The organism is Mycobacterium sp., from assembly GCF_044223235.1.
GTDB lineage: Bacteria > Actinomycetota > Actinomycetes > Mycobacteriales > Mycobacteriaceae > Mycobacterium.
Genome location: NZ_JBGAME010000002.1, coordinates 40,319 through 56,642 on the forward strand (window position 1 = coordinate 40,319; position 16,324 = coordinate 56,642).

Below are 16,324 nucleotides of genomic sequence, written 5' to 3' on the forward strand. Positions count from 1 at the left end.
GAAAGTGGATGTGTAGCTCGCTGGAGTTGCCCGAGTTCCCGCGTTGCGCTGCCCGGGTACCCGTTCGGCCACCATCGGCCGCGGCGGCCGGGGTAAACCGACATGACCGCACCGCTCAGGTGAAGGTCGCGTCCAGCGCCGCGGCGAGGTCGGCGATCAGGTCGGCGGGATCCTCCAACCCCACCGACAAGCGCAGGTGTCCGTAGGTGCAGAACTCCTCGGGGTAGGCCCGCACCCTCGGGCCGCTGGTGCCGACGTGCACGATCAGCGATTCGTCGTGTCCCAGCGAGACGGCTGAGGTGATCACCCGAAGGTTTGCCACGAACCGGTTCTGCGCCGCGGGATCCCCCTCGACGGCGAAGGCGAGCATCGCCCCGAATCCCCGTCCGCCGAACTGCCTTTGGGCAAGGTCGTGCTGCGGGTGCGTCGGCAGGCCCGGATACGCCACGAACGCGATGCGGTCATCGGCGGCCAGGAACTCGGCCACCTGCTGAGCCGAACGCATCTGTCGTTCCAGGCGCAGCGGCAGCGTCACCGAACCGCGCATGATCAGCCAGGCGTTGAACGGGGAGATGACGCCGCCGACGTCGACCATCGCCTCGTCCGCAATCGGTGCGATCAGCTCGCGGCGGCCGATCACCGAGCCGCCCATGGCGTCGCCGTGGCCGTTGATGTACTTGGTCAGCGAGTGCACCACCAGATCAGCGCCGTCGTGCAGCGGGCGGTACAGCGGTGGGGGAGTGAAAGTCGAGTCGACGACCAGCAGGGCGCCCGCCGCGTGGGCCAGGCGCGCGATCTGGGCGATATCGACTACCCGGGTGGTCGGATTGGCGATGGTTTCGACGTGCACCAGGCGGGTGGTGTCGCGCAGCGCCGCGGCGACCGCGCCGAGGTCGGAGGCGTCCACGAACGTCGCCTCGATGCCGTACTTGTCCGATAGCAGCTCGGTGAAGAGCCGGAACGTCGCCTCGTAGCTGACGTCGGTGATGACGACGTGATCGCCGGAGCGCAGGTGGGTGAAGTACACCGCGTGCAGGGCGGCCACACCGGAGGCCAGGGCCACGGCGTCCTCGCCGTCGTCGAGTGAGGCGAGTTTGCGTTGCAGGCCAAGCTGATTGACCCCGGAGTTACGGGTGTACAGCGGGATGTCGGTGCCCGACCAGCTGATCTGTGACGGATCGTCCGGCAGCGCATACGAGTTCGCCATCACGATCGGCGTCCGGATCGCTCCCGAGCCGCTGTCGATGGCGTTGCCGGCGTGCACGGCCTTGGTGAGGAACGCCAGGGTCGCGGGGTCGTGTTTGTCGGGACGGACGGCTCTCATGGCGGTCAACGCTAGCTCGTCAGTACATGTGGTCCGGGGTGATGACGCCGGTGATCGCCTGCGCCAGGATCGTGCTGGCCTGATGGGGTACATCGGTGTTGATGAAGAACACCAACGTGGTCTGATTCTGGGGGAGGTGCAGTGCGACCGTCTGGTAGCCGAAGATGACGCCGCTGTGCCCGATCCATCCGCCGCTGTTGAACAGGCCCAAACCGTAGACAGCGGTGCCCTCGGGGTTCATCGGCACGGTGGACTCGAGGCGCTCTCGCTGGGTTGGGGGTGTGAGCAGCGTTCCGGTGGCCAGTGCAGCCGCCCAGATCCGCATGTCCTCGAGCGTCGAGACCATGTTTCCCGCGCCCCAAGCCCAGGACGGGTTCCAGTCGGTGGCCACTTGCTCGCGCCCGTCGAGTGTCGTGTAGCCCTGGGGGTGAGGTTGGGGGAACGCCGCAGTGGTGGGAAAGCTGGTGTGTGCCAACGCCAACGGGCGCAGAACGTGTTCGTTGAGGTAGTCCGGCAGGCTTTGGCCGCTCTGCTGCTCGACCACCAGGCCGAGAAGAACGGTGTTGGTGTTCGAGTATTGGTACTGGGTTCCCGGCTCGAACTGCAGCGGCTGCTGGAGGGCATAGCCGACCGTCTGCTCGGGCGTGAAGGTCTGATGCGGGTCGGCGGTGTAGGCGTCCGCGAACTCCGCGACATCGTCAAAAGTGACTAAACCACTGGACATTTGGGCTAGCTCCCGCAGCGTTATCCGGTCGCCGGAAGGTACGCCGGGAATGTACTTCGCGATCGGATCGTCGAGTCGGAGCTTGCCCTGATCGACCAGCTGCAACATCGCGGTGACGGTGAATGTCTTTGTCACGCTGCCGATGCGGCTGTGAAAGTCGGTTTGCATTGGGGAGCTCGTCGACTTGTCGGCGACGCCGAACGTCCGTACATAGTCTCCCGTTGGGCTCCAGATGCCGATGATCGCCCCGGGGATCGATGCCTCCGCCATGGCCCGGCCGATGGCGTCATCGAGTCGGGATGCTGTCCGCGCGTCGATCGCGGCACCGGCGGTGGCGGTCGCCGTATCGTCTGGAGTTGCCGAGACCGGGGATGCGCATCCAGCCAGCGCAAATAGCACCGCTCCCGACACCGCGAGCACCGATCGACGTCGCAGCGCAATCATGCGTCGAGTGAACATCGCGTCAGCCTAGACTGGCCAGCTCACCGACATCCACACCCTCAAGGCCGACGCCGAAAACCGCGGATGGACGGACGAAGCAGCCCGCCACGATCGAGTCGCCCTCGCCCTTGCCGACCATCTCCACCGCCTCAACAGATGAACCTGAGCACCACCGGGCTGGCCACGGCCCCGAACGCCGGATAAATGAATGCCTAAACCGCGAAATCCGCAGATGCGCAGACGTTGTCGGCATCTTCCCCGGCCGCGATGCCCTCATCCGCCTCGTTGGAGCTGTCCTGGCCGAACAGCATCACGAATGGGCTGAAGGACGTCGCTATCTTTGACTCGACGTCCTGGCCCGCGCCGCTGCCACCGGCAACTACGAACCCGCACCCACACCACCGGCCACCAACGGCCTGCCCGAACTGGAGCACGCAGCATGATAAACCCAAGCATCACAGACGAATTCGGCCCGCGGTTGACCCGCGCCTACCTCGACCAGCTCGCCGACACCGGTCACACCGGCTGGCACGACGGGCACGGGGTCCCCGCGCCATGGCCCGAGGACTTCTGCGGTCCCGACTGCGGATGGCAACCCACAACAGGACGCCAACTCTCCCAAAATAGATGTCGGACCCTCGAACTAGTGTTCGATACATGGATTCGGGCAGTGCCGTTACCGCGGTCGCGCAGTTGCGCGCGGGTATGGACCTGCTGGCCGGGGTGAATGCCGAGGCGTTGTCTGACCGTGAGGTGTTGGGGGTGCTTGACGACCTCGAGACGCTGCGCCGCCGGTTACCCGCGCTGGAGCATGGGTTGGTGGCGCGGCTGGTCGCGCAGGCGTCCCCGATCGCGTTGGGTGCCAAGAATATGGCCGATGTGCTGGCCGAGCGGCTGCGGATCTCCGCCAGTGAGGCGCGGCGCCGGTTGGCCGGCGCCGAGGAGCTGGGCCCGCGGCGCGCCCTGACTGGGCAGCTGTTGGCGCCGCGGTTGGCGGCCACCGCCGCCGCCCAGGCCGACGGGCAGATCAACGCCGAACACGTCGCGATCATCCGGCGGTTCTTCACCGACCTGCCCGCCGCCGTGGACCATGAGACCCGCCAGGCCGCCGAGGCCACCCTGGCCGCCGTGGCCGCCGGGCAGCGCCCCGAAGGGCTGCGCCACGCCGCCCACCGGCTGGCCGCGCTGCTCGACCCCGACGGCGCCCTACCCGACGACCGCGACCGGGCCCGGCGCCGCCACCTGACCCTGCACCGCCAAGGCGCCGACGGGATGAGCACCCTGACCGGGCTGCTCGACCCCCAGGCGCGCGCCACCCTGGAAGCCGTGTTCGCCACACTGGCCGCCCCCGGCAGGGCCAACCCCGACGACCCCACCCCCACCATCGACGGACAACCCACCGCCGAACAGGTCCGCCGCGACACCCGCAGCCCCGCCCAACGCCACCACGACGCGCTGACCGCCATGGGCCGTGCCCTGCTCGCCTCGGGACAACTCGGCCAGCACCACGGGCTACCCGCCACCATCATCGTCACCACCACCCTGGCCGAGCTGGAAACCGCGGCCAGCGGGACACTGCGCCCCGCCGGGCAGTCCGGCCACGCGCTCACCGCCGCCGGCACCCTGCTACCCATGGCCGAGGTGATCCGGCTGGCCAGCCACGCCCACCACTACCTGGCGGTCTTCGACAACCACCGCCACATCCCGCTCTACCTGGGCCGCGCCAAACGGCTAGCGACGCCCGGGCAACGCATCGTGCTCCTGGCCCGCGACCGCGGCTGCACCAAACCCGGCTGCACCACCGGCGGCTACTACTGCCAGGTCCACCACGTCAACGGCTGGGCATCCCAGGGACACAACAACAACGAGGGACAGACCAACATAGACGAACTCACCCTGGCCTGCGGCCCCGACAACCGGCTCATCGAAACCACCGACTGGACCACCCACACCCGCGACGACGGCCTCATCGAATGGCGCCCACCCGCCGACCTCGACACCGGCCAACACCGCATCAACCACCTCCACCACCCCGAACGCCTCCTCGCACTCGGCAACCACAACGACAACGACCACGACAACGACCACGACAACGACAACGACAACGGCAACGGCAACGGCAACGGCAACGGCAACGGCAACGGCAACGACCACGACAACGAGGAGGACAACGAGGAGGACAACGAGGAGGACGAGCAGAACGAAGACGGCGAGGAGGACAACGGCAACCAGAAAGAAGAAGTGGACGAATACGACAGTGGATGAACACAATCCACGCGACGATGACCATAAGCCACTGTTCCGGTCGACCGGCACAGCTGACCGGCGGGCCACCGCTCGGCCTCGCTGACCGGAACCGCACCGCACGGGACGGCCGACCGTGCGCGGGCGGGCCGCCGGCCGGAACCGCCGCTACCACGGAGCGAATTCCTCACCGAGATGGGCGCGGTCGGGCGGGCGAGCGGGATTCGAACATCGCTACTCGACAACCGGGAACAGTGATTCGCCGTCCTAGGGTGCACCGTCAACCTGACCGCGGTGGGTCCCAGGATCGTCGGGCGCCGCATCGCTACCCACAATCGCCTCGTCGTCAACGGCCCCATCGTCAGGGTCCCGCGGATCGATGTCGGCGGGCATCACGTCGGGCTCTTCTTCGGCGAGTCGTTGGTCCAGCGGCGCGCCCTGACGCTCTTCGTCGGCGGACATACCGAACTGATCGACGCCGCTCCACTGCTCGGGCGGATCAACCACTTCGTCACCGTCGTCGTTCCGCAACTCGTCGGAATCGGTAGCTTCCATCGGGCTCAACGTGTCATCCTCACCACCCGTGCCGTTCGTTGTGGTGCCGCTCCGTTTTGGCGTCCGGCGAACAGGCCGCGCTCTCGCAGGATGGCGACCACCCATTCGCCGAACCAGAACCGAACGTCCCTGCCGCCCGCACGATCGACGCCAGGTAATCGATGGCTGCGGCACGGTCGCTGTGCGCGGCGCCGGCGGGGGTGACCCACGCGAGTTTGGCGGCTGGGCCACACCGGATCACGGGCTTGCGTCGGCCTGATCCGAAGGCCGAGGGTCAGTCCGTGGAGTCCGGTCTCCTTGCGGCGTCGACCATGGCCCGGATCGCCCACCGGCGTACCTTGCGGGCTTCGGCGTCATCGATCTGCAGGACGTCCTTGAACACGACCATCGCCTCGGTCCCGATGACCAACGCAAGCGCCTTGGTCAGCGATTTGAGGGCGGCAGGACGGAACTGGTCGCGGCTCGGCGCGAGCGCGGCCTCGATCAGGGCGGTCCTGCGGTTCTGCCGGGGCGGCACACCGCGGCCGTGCTCGCCGGTGACGTCTCGGGGAATGGTGTGGGACAGCATCAGCCGCAATGCGGGTTCGTTCGCCGAGATCATCTCGTAGAGCGCGGCATCCACCCGCTCCAGGCGTTCGACGGGATCGTCCGACGACATTCCGCTGAACAAGTCCTCGGGATCGGGGACGGCCCCGTCGATCGGCGCCTCGACGAGCAGCGATTCGATGCTGGGGAAGTAGCGGTACGCCGTTGACCGGGAGACGAGGGCTTCTTCGGCGACGTCCTCGACCGTGATCCTGCGGCCCTGCTTCATCAGTCGTGAAGCGGCCTCGAGTAGATCCTTCCGGGTGCGGCTCTTCTGGTTGGGCCGCCCGGGTACTTCGTTGAGCATTGAATCAATCATATGTGTCGCTTACGGCGTAAAAGCGCGGTGCGGCGCTCCGCTGTCAGTCGATGACCTCCCAATGGTCGCTCTCGCCGACCGGGCCCGCGGTGAGCCGCACCGTACGGGTATCGCCTTGCGGGTCAACGGCGGTGCAATCGATCGACTGCCCGATCGCCACCACTTCGATGCCCTCGCCACAGGTCACCGACACATCGAACCCGTAGTGGTCCGTGAGCTGATCGGTCAGGGTCTGCGATGTGCCCTCCAGGTCGAAAAGGGCATCGAGGGTGCTGAAGGTGACGTTGTAATCGGCATCGGTCACGACCACCTCGACGCGCACCGCTTTTCCGTCGACATCCGCCGTGCACACGAAGCTGTCTCCAGCCTGGGGCGGTTCTGCCGACCGCGGGCAGTCGACCGAGGACACATGTTGTGACATCGAGGCATAGCTGGAGTTGAGCTCGTCGGCGATCGCCCTCTCGACGATCCCGTAGTCGAGCGTGTCCGCCGATGCGGTGAACTGGCAGGCCGCGATGGCGGGGGCCAGCAGCAGCACCGCCGGGAGCCGCCGAAGAAGGCGGCGGGCGCCGATGCGCAATGGCGCAGCTGTCGTCACCTCGGTGTGGTTCATCTTGTTCCTTGAGTCCGGTTGGGTATTGGATGAGTGAAGCATAATGAGACAGGAGTCTCATGTAAAGACGGATGTCTTAAGAGACTGCGAGGCGGTGCCGAAAGAGCCCCGCTCACGCCGGAAAGCCGGGCTCAAGCGGGATTCGGACAAGGGCGGAGCCGTTGCGGCCCAATGTCATCGACGAACGGTGGCGAGGATGTCCACGCCGGTGTGCCTGCGCGACGTCAGGCGTCGGCCGCCAGCGACCGGCAGCTGGGCGCACCGGTGGGCAACCCGGCGAGGCGGTGCAGAATGCCGCCGACAACGGCGATCCGTAGCGTGCTGACCTGACCTTCGTCCGGTTCACCGACGTGCTCGGCGGTACCGTCGAGGATCAACTGGTACTCGCCGTCGCCATGCGGATGCCACACCAGTGTCAGCGCCGGCCGGTACACCACATTCGATCGAGTGCGGGATCCGACGTCCGCGACCAGATGGCCGGCGTCGACGCCGACAATCGCGGTGACGACGTGCGGGCGCAGGTCCTCGGCCACCGTGACCAGGGTCGCGCGCGGCCCGAACTGGCCGATCATCCGCCGGACATCCTCGAAGTCGACGTCGTGCGCCACCTTCGCATGCTACTGCGCCGCATTGCCCGGGCGGTGTCGCCGACCGTCTAACCGGGCTCCACCGCCCACGCCCCGCCTGCCATCACGCCGGTGACCCCGAGGTCGGTGTCCAGCACCACCAGGTCGGCCGTGGCGCCGTCGGCAAGTGCGGGGCACGGCAGACCCAGCGCGCGGGCCGGGTTCATCGACGACTGGCGGACCGCCAGCAGCAGGGCTTCGTCGCGCGGCAGTTCACTGTTGGCGACGGCGAACCCGAACACCCGGTCCATCGTCACCGTGCTACCCGCGATGGTCTGGGTACCCGCGATATGTGCCCTCCCGCTGACCACGTCCACCCCGAGGGGCCCCAGTCGGTAGGTTCCGTCGGCCATGCCCGCCGCGGCTATCGCATCGGTCATCAGCGACACCCGGTCGGCCCCGGCACTGCGGTTGACGTGCCGATACAGTGCGGCGTCGACGTGCACGCCGTCGGTGATGAGTTCGACGGTCACCCGGTCGTCGTCGAGCAGGGCTACCACCGGGCCCGGCTCGCGATGGTGGATCGGGCGCATCGCGTTGAACAGGTGCGTGGCCACGGTCGCGCCCGCCGCGATGGCCGCGCGCGTCTGCTGATAGGTCGCCTCGGTGTGGCCGACGGCGGCGACGACACCGGCGCCGACGATCCGCTCGATCGCCGCCAGACCACCCGTTCGTTCCGGGGCCACGGTCACCATGCGAATCGTGCCGTCGCCCGCTGCCAGCACCCGGTCGACTTCGCCGGGATCGGGGTCGCGCAGCAAGGTCGGATCGTGCGCGCCGCACCGTTCGGCGGCCAGCCACGGCCCCTCCAGATGGATCCCCGCGATCAGGCCGGCATGCACGTCGTCGGCAAGGGCGGAAACCTCACGGAGCAACTCGGCGGGAGCGGCGGTGACCAGGGAGGCGATCAGGGTGGTGGTGCCGTGCCGCAGGTGCAGCGCCACCGCCGTGGACGTCTCTGCTGTGGTCGCGGTGGAAAAGCCTGCGCCGCCGCCGCCGTGCACATGGGTGTCGATGAACCCCGGCACCACGGTCACCGCGCCGAGCGCGCGGTCCACCGCACGCGCCGGCGGGCCGGCGCCGACGGCGCACACCTTCGTGCCGGACACCTCGATCCATCCCGGCCGCAACAACTCTCGGCCGGTGAGCACCGTGTCGGCGGTGAGCATCATGACGGATCAGATGCCCTGCCACTCGGGTTTGGACAGGTAGGTCTCGCGGTAGTAGTCCACGAGCTGAAGCCGGCTGGCCGCGGCGTCGTCGAGCAGCACCGTCGCGTGCGGATGGTGTTGCAGGATCGTCGCGGGCCACATCGCGCTGACCGGGCCCTCCACCAACTGGTGCACGGCTTCGGCCTTGCTGCGGCCCGACGCGACCAGCACCACATGCCGGGCCGCCATGATGGTCCCCAGGCCCTGCGTCAGGCAGTGGGTGGGAACCAGGTCGACGTCGCCGCCGAAGAACCTGGCATTGTCGATCCGCGTCTGCCGGGTGAGTGTCTTGATGCGTGTGCGTGAGGCCAGCGACGATCCCGGCTCGTTGAAGCCGATATGCCCATCGGTGCCGATCCCCAGGATCTGCAGGTCGATGCCGCCGGCCTGGCCGATGGCCTCCTCGTACGCGGCGCATGCGGCCGGGATGTCCGCGGCCAGGCCGTCGGGACCGTGCACCGCGCCGGGCGCGAAATCGACACGCGAGACGAACACGGTGTCGATGACGTTGCGGTACCGCTCGGGATGGTCGGCGGGCAGCCCGACGTATTCGTCGAGGGTGAAACCGCGGGCCTGCCGAAACGAGATCAGCCCGGCGTCACAGCGGGCGGCCAACTCGTCGTAGATCGCCAGCGGGGACGATCCGGTTGCCAGTCCAAGCACCGCGGCGGGTTTACGGTCGAGCAGACCCGCGATGGCGTCGGCCGCTATCGCACCGCACGCCGCCGCATCCGCGGGGATGACGACTTCCATTACCTGTTGGCCGTGAAGAGGGGATCGCGTGCGGCAATCGGGGAGCCCGCACTCACCGCGGCGGACGGCGTGACGTTGTCGGATTCCCGTTCGTCCATGACCACCACGGGGACAATCGGATTGAGGCCCTTGGCTTCGATGGCCGGCACGTCGTAGGTGATGACCACCTGGCCGGCAGTGACCTCGTCGCCCTGGCTGACGTGGGTGGTGAAGCCCTCGCCGTTGAGCGCGACGGTGTCCAACCCGAGATGGACCAGGATGCCCACATTGTCGGGGGTCATGATGACGTAGGCGTGCGGCATGAGCTTGAGCAGTTTGCCGCTGACGGGGGCGACGACGTCAACCACACCGCGCGGCGGGTCGATCGCGGCGCCGTATCCGACCATCCCCTGGGCGAATACGGGGTCGGGCACGTCCTGTAGCGGAACGGCGCGCCCCTGCACGGGTGCGAGGACTGACGTGATGCTCACATTCGACTCCTTTGTCCGGTGCGTCCAAGGATAGGGAGTCGAAGTCGGTTCGCGTGCCGGAAAGCCGGTCTCAGCCGCCCGGTCAGGGTCTAAGCTTTTCGCTCAGCTTCGACCGAGGCGGCACTCCGCACCAGATGGAGGTCACGGGGATGAGCGATATGGCGAAATCGCAAGGGACAAAGCAGAAATCGGGACTTCACATCCCCGGGTTCGCGCAATTGCAGCGACTTGGCAAGAGCCTCATGCTTCCCATCGCAGTCCTGCCCGCGGCGGGCATCCTGCTGCGGCTGGGGCAGGACGACCTGCTGGGCCGCATCGACGCGCCGGTGATCGGACCGTTCTTCCACGCCATGAGCGCCGCGGGTGGCGCGCTGTTCACCAATCTGCCCTTGCTCTTTGCTGTCGGTGTCGCGATCGGGTTCGCCAAGAAGGCCGACGGCTCAACCGCGTTGGCCGCGGTCGTCGGCTATCTCGTGATGGACGCCGTCTTCAAGACGATGTCGCCGGTTGTGCTCGCCGGCGAGGTCGACAAGGCGGGCGAGCAGGCGCAGATCAACTACAGCGTATTTGCCGGGATCGTCGTCGGGCTGGTGACCGCCGCGCTGTTCGACAGGTATCACACCATCAAACTGCCCGCTTACCTAGGCTTCTTCGGCGGGCGCCGATTCGTCCCGATCGTTGTTTCACTGGCGTGCTTGGTGATTGCGTTCGGAATGAGTTACTTCTATCCGATCTTCGACGCCGGGCTGACGGGGCTGGGCCGGTTCATCGGCGGCGCAGGCGCGGTGGGCGCGTTCGTCTACGGTTTCGCCAACCGCATGCTCATTCCGGTCGGCCTGCACCACATCCTCAACTCCTACGTGTGGTTCATCTACGGCGACTATCAGACCCCCGACGGCAACGTCGTGACAGGTGAGCTCACCCGGTTCGCTGCGGGTGACCCGACGGCGGGGATCCTCACCTCCGGGTTCTACCCGATCCTGATGTTCGGCCTGCCCGCCGCCGCCCTGGCGATGATCCACGTCGCGAACAAGCGCCAGCGCAAGATCGCGGTGGGCATTCTGTCGGCCGCTGCACTCACCGCCTTCCTCACCGGCGTCACCGAACCGCTCGAGTTCGCGTTCATGTTCGTGGCGTTCCCGCTCTACGTGATCCATGCCCTGCTGACGGGCCTGTCCCTGGCCATCGCCTATCTGCTGGACATCCACCTCGGGTTCTCGTTCTCCGCGGGCCTGATCGACCTGCTGCTGTACGGCACCGCTCCCGCCGCGAAGAACATCCCGCTGCTCGTCGTCATGGGCCTGGTGTTCTTCGTCGTCTACTACCTGATGTTCCGGTTCGCCATCACGAAGTGGAATATGCGGACCCCCGGGCGGGAGCCCGAGGAGGAGTTCGACGCCGACCAGGCCGCCAACCTCACCGATACCGAAGGCGCGGCCGCGATCGGCACCTCCACCGGTTCGGGCGCGGCGGTGCAGACCGTGGCCGCGCCTGCCGCCACCGACAGCAAGGCCGAACAGCTCATCGCCGCATTCGGCGGGCGCGAGAACCTTGTGAACGTCGATGCCTGCATCACCCGGTTGCGCATGGAGGTCGCCGACAAGAGCAAGGTGGATCAGGCCCGCCTGAAGGCGCTCGGCGCCGCCGGCGTCATCGAGGTGGGCAACAACGTCCAGGCGGTGTTCGGGACGCAGGCCGAGGCGCTGAAGAACGATATCAAGGACGTCCTCTAGCCGGGTTGGGCGTGGACGTACTGCTGCGCGCGCGAAAGATGTTGAACTGCAGCGCAATCACCGGCCAGTCCATCCCGTGCTCCGGTCGGATGTCCACCCTCACCGTTGGTCGGCGTCGCGCCCGTATGACACCCGGTAGGCTCAGGCCCGTGAGCTGATCGGTTGGTTTGTGGGGGAGTATGCCGGGCTGGGAACCGGGGAATCGGTGGTCTGTCGCCGTTCCGATGGGTGTTGTGGAACCCCGGTGGGCGAGTCAGGAGTCGTCATTCCACGTGGATCCGGAATCCGTCGATCTCCCCGTACTCCGTGCGCTGCTGCGCATCTCCCAGGTGGTGTTGAACGCCAACTACTTCGACGAGGTTCTCGAAGGCGTCGCTGAACAGGCCCTGATCGCGCTTGGCGCCGCGTCGGTGTCCATCTCCCGCTGGGAGAGGACGGGCGACGTGCTGCGCACCCTGATCAACGTCGGCGAGCTCAGTCCCGGCGAGGAGCGCTGGCCCGACCACGAGTTCTATCCGGTGACCGGTGACGCGCACGTCGCGCGACTGCTGCAGCACGGCCGTCCCTATCTCAATGCGGTCGACGCCCCGGGAATCACAGCCTCCGACATCGCGTGGCTGAACCAGCTCGGCAAGGAGAGCGAGTTGGCGGTGCCGGTGATGTACGACGACGTCATGTGGGGTGAGCTCTGGGTGACCGGGGTCGACGGACGCCGTTTCGGTCCCGACGACGTGCAGTTGCTGCAGGCCATCGCCGCGCACGTCGCGCAGGCGATCAGCAGGTCCGAGCTCCTGAGCACCGTCTGGCGGTACGCCTACCAGGACCCCCTGACGGGTCTGGCCAACCGGCGGGCGCTGGATCAGCGGTTCGGCGCGGGGGACTGGGCCGCGACCCGACCTGTGCTGTTGGTCTGCGACCTGGACGGATTCAAGGAGGTCAACGACCGAGACGGTCATCCCGCCGGGGACGCGATGTTGCGACGCGTCGCCGGGGTGCTCTCCGGTGTCGCGTCCTCGACCCCGGGGTCCATGGTCGCTCGGGTCGGCGGCGACGAGTTCTGCATCGTGTTGCCCGACTCGACACTCGCCGATGCGGAGCAGTTCGCCCGCCGGGCTGGCAGCGAGGTTCGGCGCCTGTCGGGGTCGGCCGACCTCACCCTGAGTTGGGGCGCGTCGTCGTCCGGCGGCAACGGCCGGTCGGGGCCCGAGCTGATCGTGGCGGCGGACGCGGCGTTGCTGGAGGCCAAACGCCTCGGATTCGGGCGCTTCAGCACCGGCGTGGCCGGGCCGGTGGGATCCTCTCGGGATCCGGGCCATCGCCACGCCACCTCCAGGACCGCGCGGCGGGCCGCGGATCGACTCGTTCCGCGCGTCGTCCAGCTCCTCGATGAGCTCCCCGGCCCGACGGTGGTGTCGGCCCTGGAGATGCTGGCCGCGCAGGTTCATCACGCGATCGACGCCGCGGCGTGGTCGGTGTGGGTGACAGCCGAAGGCGGTACGGTGCTGCGCCGGCACAGTGGTTCAGGCGAGGGTTCAGGCGAGGGTTCAGGCGAGGGTTCAGGCGAGGGTGCGGGCGGTGTGCCCGCCCGTCTACTCGCCGACTATCCGGCGACGGCCATGGCCATTGCCGACGGCAGCGCGTTCATCGCGGCGCGGGAGTTGTGGGGTTCGGATCCGGCGGAGACCGCACTGCTCGAACGGCTGGGCCACCGGGCGGTACTTGCGGTCGGAGGTTTCGATGGGGACCGCGGTTTTCTGCTGGCGGTTTACTCCGACAAGGAATCCCCGAATGGATATGTCGACCTTGCCGCGATCGAACCGCACGTCCGCGTTCTCACCCGGTACTGCCTGACGGTGCGGACCGGGGCGGGGCCGGCGGAGGCGGGGGCCACGTGAGGACGGCCACTTGAGGGCGGCGTCGCCGGCGCCCGCACTCCGCGGGCGCGTCTATGGCCACCCCTCGCTTGGCCAAGCTCGATCACTCGCGACCGGAGTGCGTCCGGCGGCGCAGAACGCCAGCGACGATACAACTGTATCGCCGACTCCTCTGTCGCGTGCGAATTGCGGCGGGTGTCTAGCGTGGTGACGTGAGTACCGGGCCGTCCTCTGCGCGGGCCCGACCGTCGAGCGCCGAGCACATCCGCGACGTCGCGTTGCGCGAATTCGCCGCGCAGGGGGCCGTAGGCACCTCCTTGCGTGCCGTCGCCGCCGCGGCCGGAGTATCCGTCGGCCGTGTTCAACACCACTTCGGCACCAAGGCACGGCTCATCGAAGCCGTGGACAATCACGTCCTGGCGGTGCTCCGCTCGCAGTTGCCCGGACCGGATGCGCATCCGGTGGCCGACCCGGTCGGTGACTTCGGCAACCACGTCATCGCCCTGATGGCCGACCATCCCGACGTCATCGGCTATCTCAGCCGAGCGCTCATCGAGGGGAGCGAGTTCGGATCGATCGTCTTCGACAACCTCGCTGACCGGGGTCGCGCCCGGTGGGAGACGCTCATGCGGCTGGAGATCGCCCGGTCCGATCTCGACGTCACGTGGGGCGCGCTCAACCCGATCCTGCTGGCCCTTGTCGTGTTCATGCTGCGCACGCAGATCGAACGTCACCTCCCCGAGCCGCTCACCACCCCGGCGCAGTTGCAGCGCTGGGAGCATGCCGTGAGCGCGTTGATCCGCCATGGCCAGTTGCGACGAGAAGCCGAGGACGGGGCCGGATAACTCCGGCAACGCGGGCAGGGCGCTGGGTCAGCCCTTCATCAGCTCACCGACATGGGCGCTGACCGAATCCGTGAGACCCTGCAGGTCGTAGCCCCCCTCGAGGACCGCCACGAGCTTGCCCTGGCAGTGCTGCTCCGCCGCCTTCATCAACTCACGGGTCACCCAGCCGAAATCGTCGGCTGTCATGTTCAGCGACCCCAGCGGATCGCGTTCGTGCGCGTCGAAGCCCGCGGAAACGATGATCAGCTCGGGGCTGAACGCATCGAGCGCGGGGAGGATGCGGTCCTCGAACGCCTCGCGCAGTTCGGGGCCCGCGTCGCCGGCTGACAGCGGCGCGTTGAAGATGTTGCCGACACCGGTCTCGCGCACGGCGCCGGTGCCGGGGAACAGCGGCATCTGATGGGTGGAGGCGTAGAGCACGCTCGGATCGGAGTAGAAGATCTCCTGCGTGCCGTTTCCGTGATGCACGTCGAAATCGACGATGGCCACGCGCTCCAGGCCGTGGGTCTTCTGGGCGTGGCGCGCCCCGATGCCGATGTTGTTGAACAGGCAGAACCCCATCGCCCGCTCGGTCTCGGCGTGATGGCCCGGTGGGCGGCAGGCGACGAAGGCGTTCTGCGCCTCGCCCTCGAGCACACTGTCGATCGCCTGCAGCGTCCCGCCGACGGCACGTAGCACAACCTCCCACGTCGAGGGCTCCATCACGGTGTCGCCACCGTCGAGGTAGACGTAGCCCGCATCGGGACGGGCTTCCTCGAGCGCGTCGACGTACCGGTTGCTGTGTACATAGCGGGTGGTCGCCAGATCGGCGACCTCGGCTTCTTCGCGGACCAGCGGGTCGAACTGCGGCTGGCCCAGCACGGCCTGGACGGCGCGATAGCGGTCCGGACGTTCCGGATGCCCGGCGCCGGTCTTGTGGTTGGCGAAGCTCGGATGATGCAGCAACAGGGTGGCCATGGGAGGTAGAGCCCCTTTTCAGGTCGAGCATCCGGACACTCAGTCGAATACTGTATGCAAAGGTCCACGGTAGCCGATTGTCGGCTCGTCTTCCAGAGTGCTGTCCGGGGTCGGCCGAGGCAAGCGGCCGGATACCGAGCGTGCGACGATCGGGAGGATGCTGCCCGCCGATGATCACGTGCACTCCGAGTTTTCGTGGGACACCGGTCCGCTGGCATCCATGCGCGAGACATGCGGGCACGCCGTCGCGATCGGGCTGCCCGCCGTGGCGTTCACCGAGCACGTCGATTTCACCGCATGGGGACCAGGGGATCGGCCGCCGCCGGCGGGGTCGGTCGCCGCTGCCATCGGCCGGCGCAGCCGGGTGCGGGCGCTGGACCTCGACGGATACTTCGCGAGTATCGACGAATGCCGTGCCCGGTTCCCCGGACTGCGCATCCTGGCGGGAATCGAAGCGGGCGAACCTCACCATTTCCGGAGCAGCGTGGCCGCCGTGCTGAGTTCCGGACGGTTCGACCGGGTACTGGGCTCGCTGCACTCGCTCGTGCACGACGGGCGGCTGGTGTTCGCCAACCAAGTTTTCGCGCACCGATCCGCAGACGCCGTGGTGCGCGACTACTTCGCCGAACTCGTGCGGCTCGTCGAGGGCTCCGATGCGTTCGAGGTGCTGGCCCACTGCGACTATCCCCGCCGGTACTGGCCTGCCGATCGGGTGGGTGAGTACCGAGAGTCGGATTTCGAGGAGGAGTACCGCACCGTCTTTCGTGCACTGGCCGCCTCGGACCGCGTTCTCGAACTCAACACCAGCAGCCCGTTGGCGTCGGCGACGCTGATGCGGTGGTGGTACGAGGAAGCTGGCGGGGCGGTCTCCTTCGGCAGCGACGCGCACGTGCCGCTGCGGGTGGGGGCGCTGTTCGACGTGGCGGTCGACGTGGTGTCGGCCGCAGGTTTCCGGCCGGGTCGCGACGAGTACGACTTCTGGCGCCGGTGAGGCGTCAGGGGCTGTTCTCGCACCGACTTCTGCCTGGTGGTCGTAAAGCGCCCGGCGAG

15 protein-coding genes and 1 pseudogene are annotated in these 16,324 nt (G+C 67.8%); 6 read left to right on the top strand and 10 right to left on the bottom strand.

From position 1 onward, the window contains the following. Nucleotides 1-115: 115 nt before the first annotated feature. A complete protein-coding gene (locus ADBZ6K_RS03220; RefSeq protein ID WP_526344409.1) occupies nt 116-1,324 on the bottom strand; it encodes a trans-sulfuration enzyme family protein in 1,209 nt (402 codons plus the stop codon). A 19-nt stretch (nt 1,325-1,343) separates the two neighbouring features. Beyond that, on the bottom strand, nt 1,344-2,507 hold the full coding sequence (locus ADBZ6K_RS03225; RefSeq protein WP_526344410.1) for a serine hydrolase domain-containing protein: 1,164 nt from the start codon (nt 2,505-2,507) through the stop codon (nt 1,344-1,346). 188 nt (nt 2,508-2,695) lie between these two features. On the opposite strand from ADBZ6K_RS03225, the pseudogene ADBZ6K_RS03230 reads away from it, so the two are divergent. Continuing rightward, a pseudogene (locus ADBZ6K_RS03230) lies at nt 2,696-2,932 on the top strand (transposase); the annotation flags it as partial. Nucleotides 2,933-3,146: 214 nt separating this feature from the next. Continuing rightward, nucleotides 3,147-4,754 carry an HNH endonuclease signature motif containing protein gene (locus tag ADBZ6K_RS03235; RefSeq protein WP_526344411.1) on the top strand — a complete coding sequence of 536 codons (1,608 nt, stop codon included), beginning with the start codon at nt 3,147-3,149 and terminating at the stop codon, nt 4,752-4,754. A gap of 246 nt (nt 4,755-5,000) precedes the next feature. Here the strand turns inward: ADBZ6K_RS03235 and ADBZ6K_RS03240 are convergent, their stop codons facing one another. The 7 genes from ADBZ6K_RS03240 to ADBZ6K_RS03270 form a co-directional block, all read right to left on the bottom strand. Then, nucleotides 5,001-5,288: a hypothetical protein gene (locus tag ADBZ6K_RS03240; protein ID WP_526344413.1), complete on the bottom strand. Its 288-nt coding sequence runs from the start codon at nt 5,286-5,288 to the stop codon at nt 5,001-5,003. A gap of 274 nt (nt 5,289-5,562) precedes the next feature. Further along, a complete protein-coding gene (locus tag ADBZ6K_RS03245; protein WP_526344414.1) occupies nt 5,563-6,180 on the bottom strand; it encodes a TetR/AcrR family transcriptional regulator in 618 nt (205 codons plus the stop codon). A 55-nt stretch (nt 6,181-6,235) separates the two neighbouring features. Continuing rightward, a complete protein-coding gene (locus ADBZ6K_RS03250; protein ID WP_526344415.1) occupies nt 6,236-6,805 on the bottom strand; it encodes a DUF4333 domain-containing protein in 570 nt (189 codons plus the stop codon). A gap of 224 nt (nt 6,806-7,029) precedes the next feature. Further along, nucleotides 7,030-7,413 (bottom strand): pyridoxamine 5'-phosphate oxidase family protein, encoded by a 384-nt coding sequence (locus ADBZ6K_RS03255; RefSeq protein ID WP_526344416.1) that lies wholly within the window; start codon nt 7,411-7,413, stop codon nt 7,030-7,032. A 47-nt stretch (nt 7,414-7,460) separates the two neighbouring features. Further along, nucleotides 7,461-8,603 carry an N-acetylglucosamine-6-phosphate deacetylase gene (gene nagA / locus ADBZ6K_RS03260; protein WP_526344418.1) on the bottom strand — a complete coding sequence of 381 codons (1,143 nt, stop codon included), beginning with the start codon at nt 8,601-8,603 and terminating at the stop codon, nt 7,461-7,463. A 6-nt stretch (nt 8,604-8,609) separates the two neighbouring features. Continuing rightward, nucleotides 8,610-9,395 (bottom strand): glucosamine-6-phosphate deaminase, encoded by a 786-nt coding sequence (gene nagB, locus ADBZ6K_RS03265; protein ID WP_526344419.1) that lies wholly within the window; start codon nt 9,393-9,395, stop codon nt 8,610-8,612. After that, nucleotides 9,395-9,865, bottom strand: coding sequence for a PTS sugar transporter subunit IIA (locus ADBZ6K_RS03270; protein ID WP_526344421.1), 471 nt, complete (start codon nt 9,863-9,865; stop codon nt 9,395-9,397). Before ADBZ6K_RS03270 ends, nagB begins: the two co-directional genes overlap by 1 nt. 149 nt (nt 9,866-10,014) lie before the next feature. Here ADBZ6K_RS03270 and ADBZ6K_RS03275 point away from each other — a divergent pair, with 149 nt between their 5' ends. The 3 genes from ADBZ6K_RS03275 to ADBZ6K_RS03285 all read left to right on the top strand — a co-directional run bounded on the left by ADBZ6K_RS03275 (nt 10,015) and on the right by ADBZ6K_RS03285 (nt 14,317). Further along, nucleotides 10,015-11,598, top strand: coding sequence for a PTS transporter subunit EIIC (locus tag ADBZ6K_RS03275; protein ID WP_526344422.1), 1,584 nt, complete (start codon nt 10,015-10,017; stop codon nt 11,596-11,598). Between the two features lie 272 nt (nt 11,599-11,870). Beyond that, complete coding sequence (locus ADBZ6K_RS03280; protein WP_526344423.1) at nt 11,871-13,493, top strand: GGDEF domain-containing protein; 1,623 nt, start codon at nt 11,871-11,873, stop codon at nt 13,491-13,493. 191 nt (nt 13,494-13,684) lie between these two features. Beyond that, nucleotides 13,685-14,317, top strand: coding sequence for a TetR/AcrR family transcriptional regulator (locus ADBZ6K_RS03285; RefSeq protein WP_526344424.1), 633 nt, complete (start codon nt 13,685-13,687; stop codon nt 14,315-14,317). A 27-nt stretch (nt 14,318-14,344) separates the two neighbouring features. Here the strand turns inward: ADBZ6K_RS03285 and ADBZ6K_RS03290 are convergent, their stop codons facing one another. Further along, nucleotides 14,345-15,274: a histone deacetylase family protein gene (locus ADBZ6K_RS03290; protein WP_526344425.1), complete on the bottom strand. Its 930-nt coding sequence runs from the start codon at nt 15,272-15,274 to the stop codon at nt 14,345-14,347. Between the two features lie 157 nt (nt 15,275-15,431). Between ADBZ6K_RS03290 and ADBZ6K_RS03295 the strand changes: the two genes are divergently transcribed. Next, nucleotides 15,432-16,265, top strand: a complete 834-nt coding sequence (locus ADBZ6K_RS03295) for a PHP domain-containing protein (protein ID WP_526344426.1) — start codon at nt 15,432-15,434, stop codon at nt 16,263-16,265. Nucleotides 16,266-16,324: the final 59 nt, after the last annotated feature.

Bases quoted from the DNA above. Each gene is read 5' to 3' on its own strand.
- ADBZ6K_RS03220 (WP_526344409.1), bottom strand. From the start codon at position 1,324: ATGAGAGCCGTCCGTCCCGACAAACACGACCCCGCGACCCTGGCGTTC.
- ADBZ6K_RS03225 (WP_526344410.1), bottom strand. From the start codon at position 2,507: ATGTTCACTCGACGCATGATTGCGCTGCGACGTCGATCGGTGCTCGCG.
- ADBZ6K_RS03235 (WP_526344411.1), top strand. From the start codon at position 3,147: ATGGATTCGGGCAGTGCCGTTACCGCGGTCGCGCAGTTGCGCGCGGGT.
- ADBZ6K_RS03240 (WP_526344413.1), bottom strand. From the start codon at position 5,288: ATGGAAGCTACCGATTCCGACGAGTTGCGGAACGACGACGGTGACGAA.
- ADBZ6K_RS03245 (WP_526344414.1), bottom strand. From the start codon at position 6,180: ATGCTCAACGAAGTACCCGGGCGGCCCAACCAGAAGAGCCGCACCCGG.
- ADBZ6K_RS03250 (WP_526344415.1), bottom strand. From the start codon at position 6,805: ATGAACCACACCGAGGTGACGACAGCTGCGCCATTGCGCATCGGCGCC.
- nagA (WP_526344418.1), bottom strand. From the start codon at position 8,603: ATGATGCTCACCGCCGACACGGTGCTCACCGGCCGAGAGTTGTTGCGG.
- nagB (WP_526344419.1), bottom strand. From the start codon at position 9,395: ATGGAAGTCGTCATCCCCGCGGATGCGGCGGCGTGCGGTGCGATAGCG.
- ADBZ6K_RS03275 (WP_526344422.1), top strand. From the start codon at position 10,015: ATGAGCGATATGGCGAAATCGCAAGGGACAAAGCAGAAATCGGGACTT.
- ADBZ6K_RS03290 (WP_526344425.1), bottom strand. From the start codon at position 15,274: ATGGCCACCCTGTTGCTGCATCATCCGAGCTTCGCCAACCACAAGACC.
- ADBZ6K_RS03295 (WP_526344426.1), top strand. From the start codon at position 15,432: ATGCTGCCCGCCGATGATCACGTGCACTCCGAGTTTTCGTGGGACACC.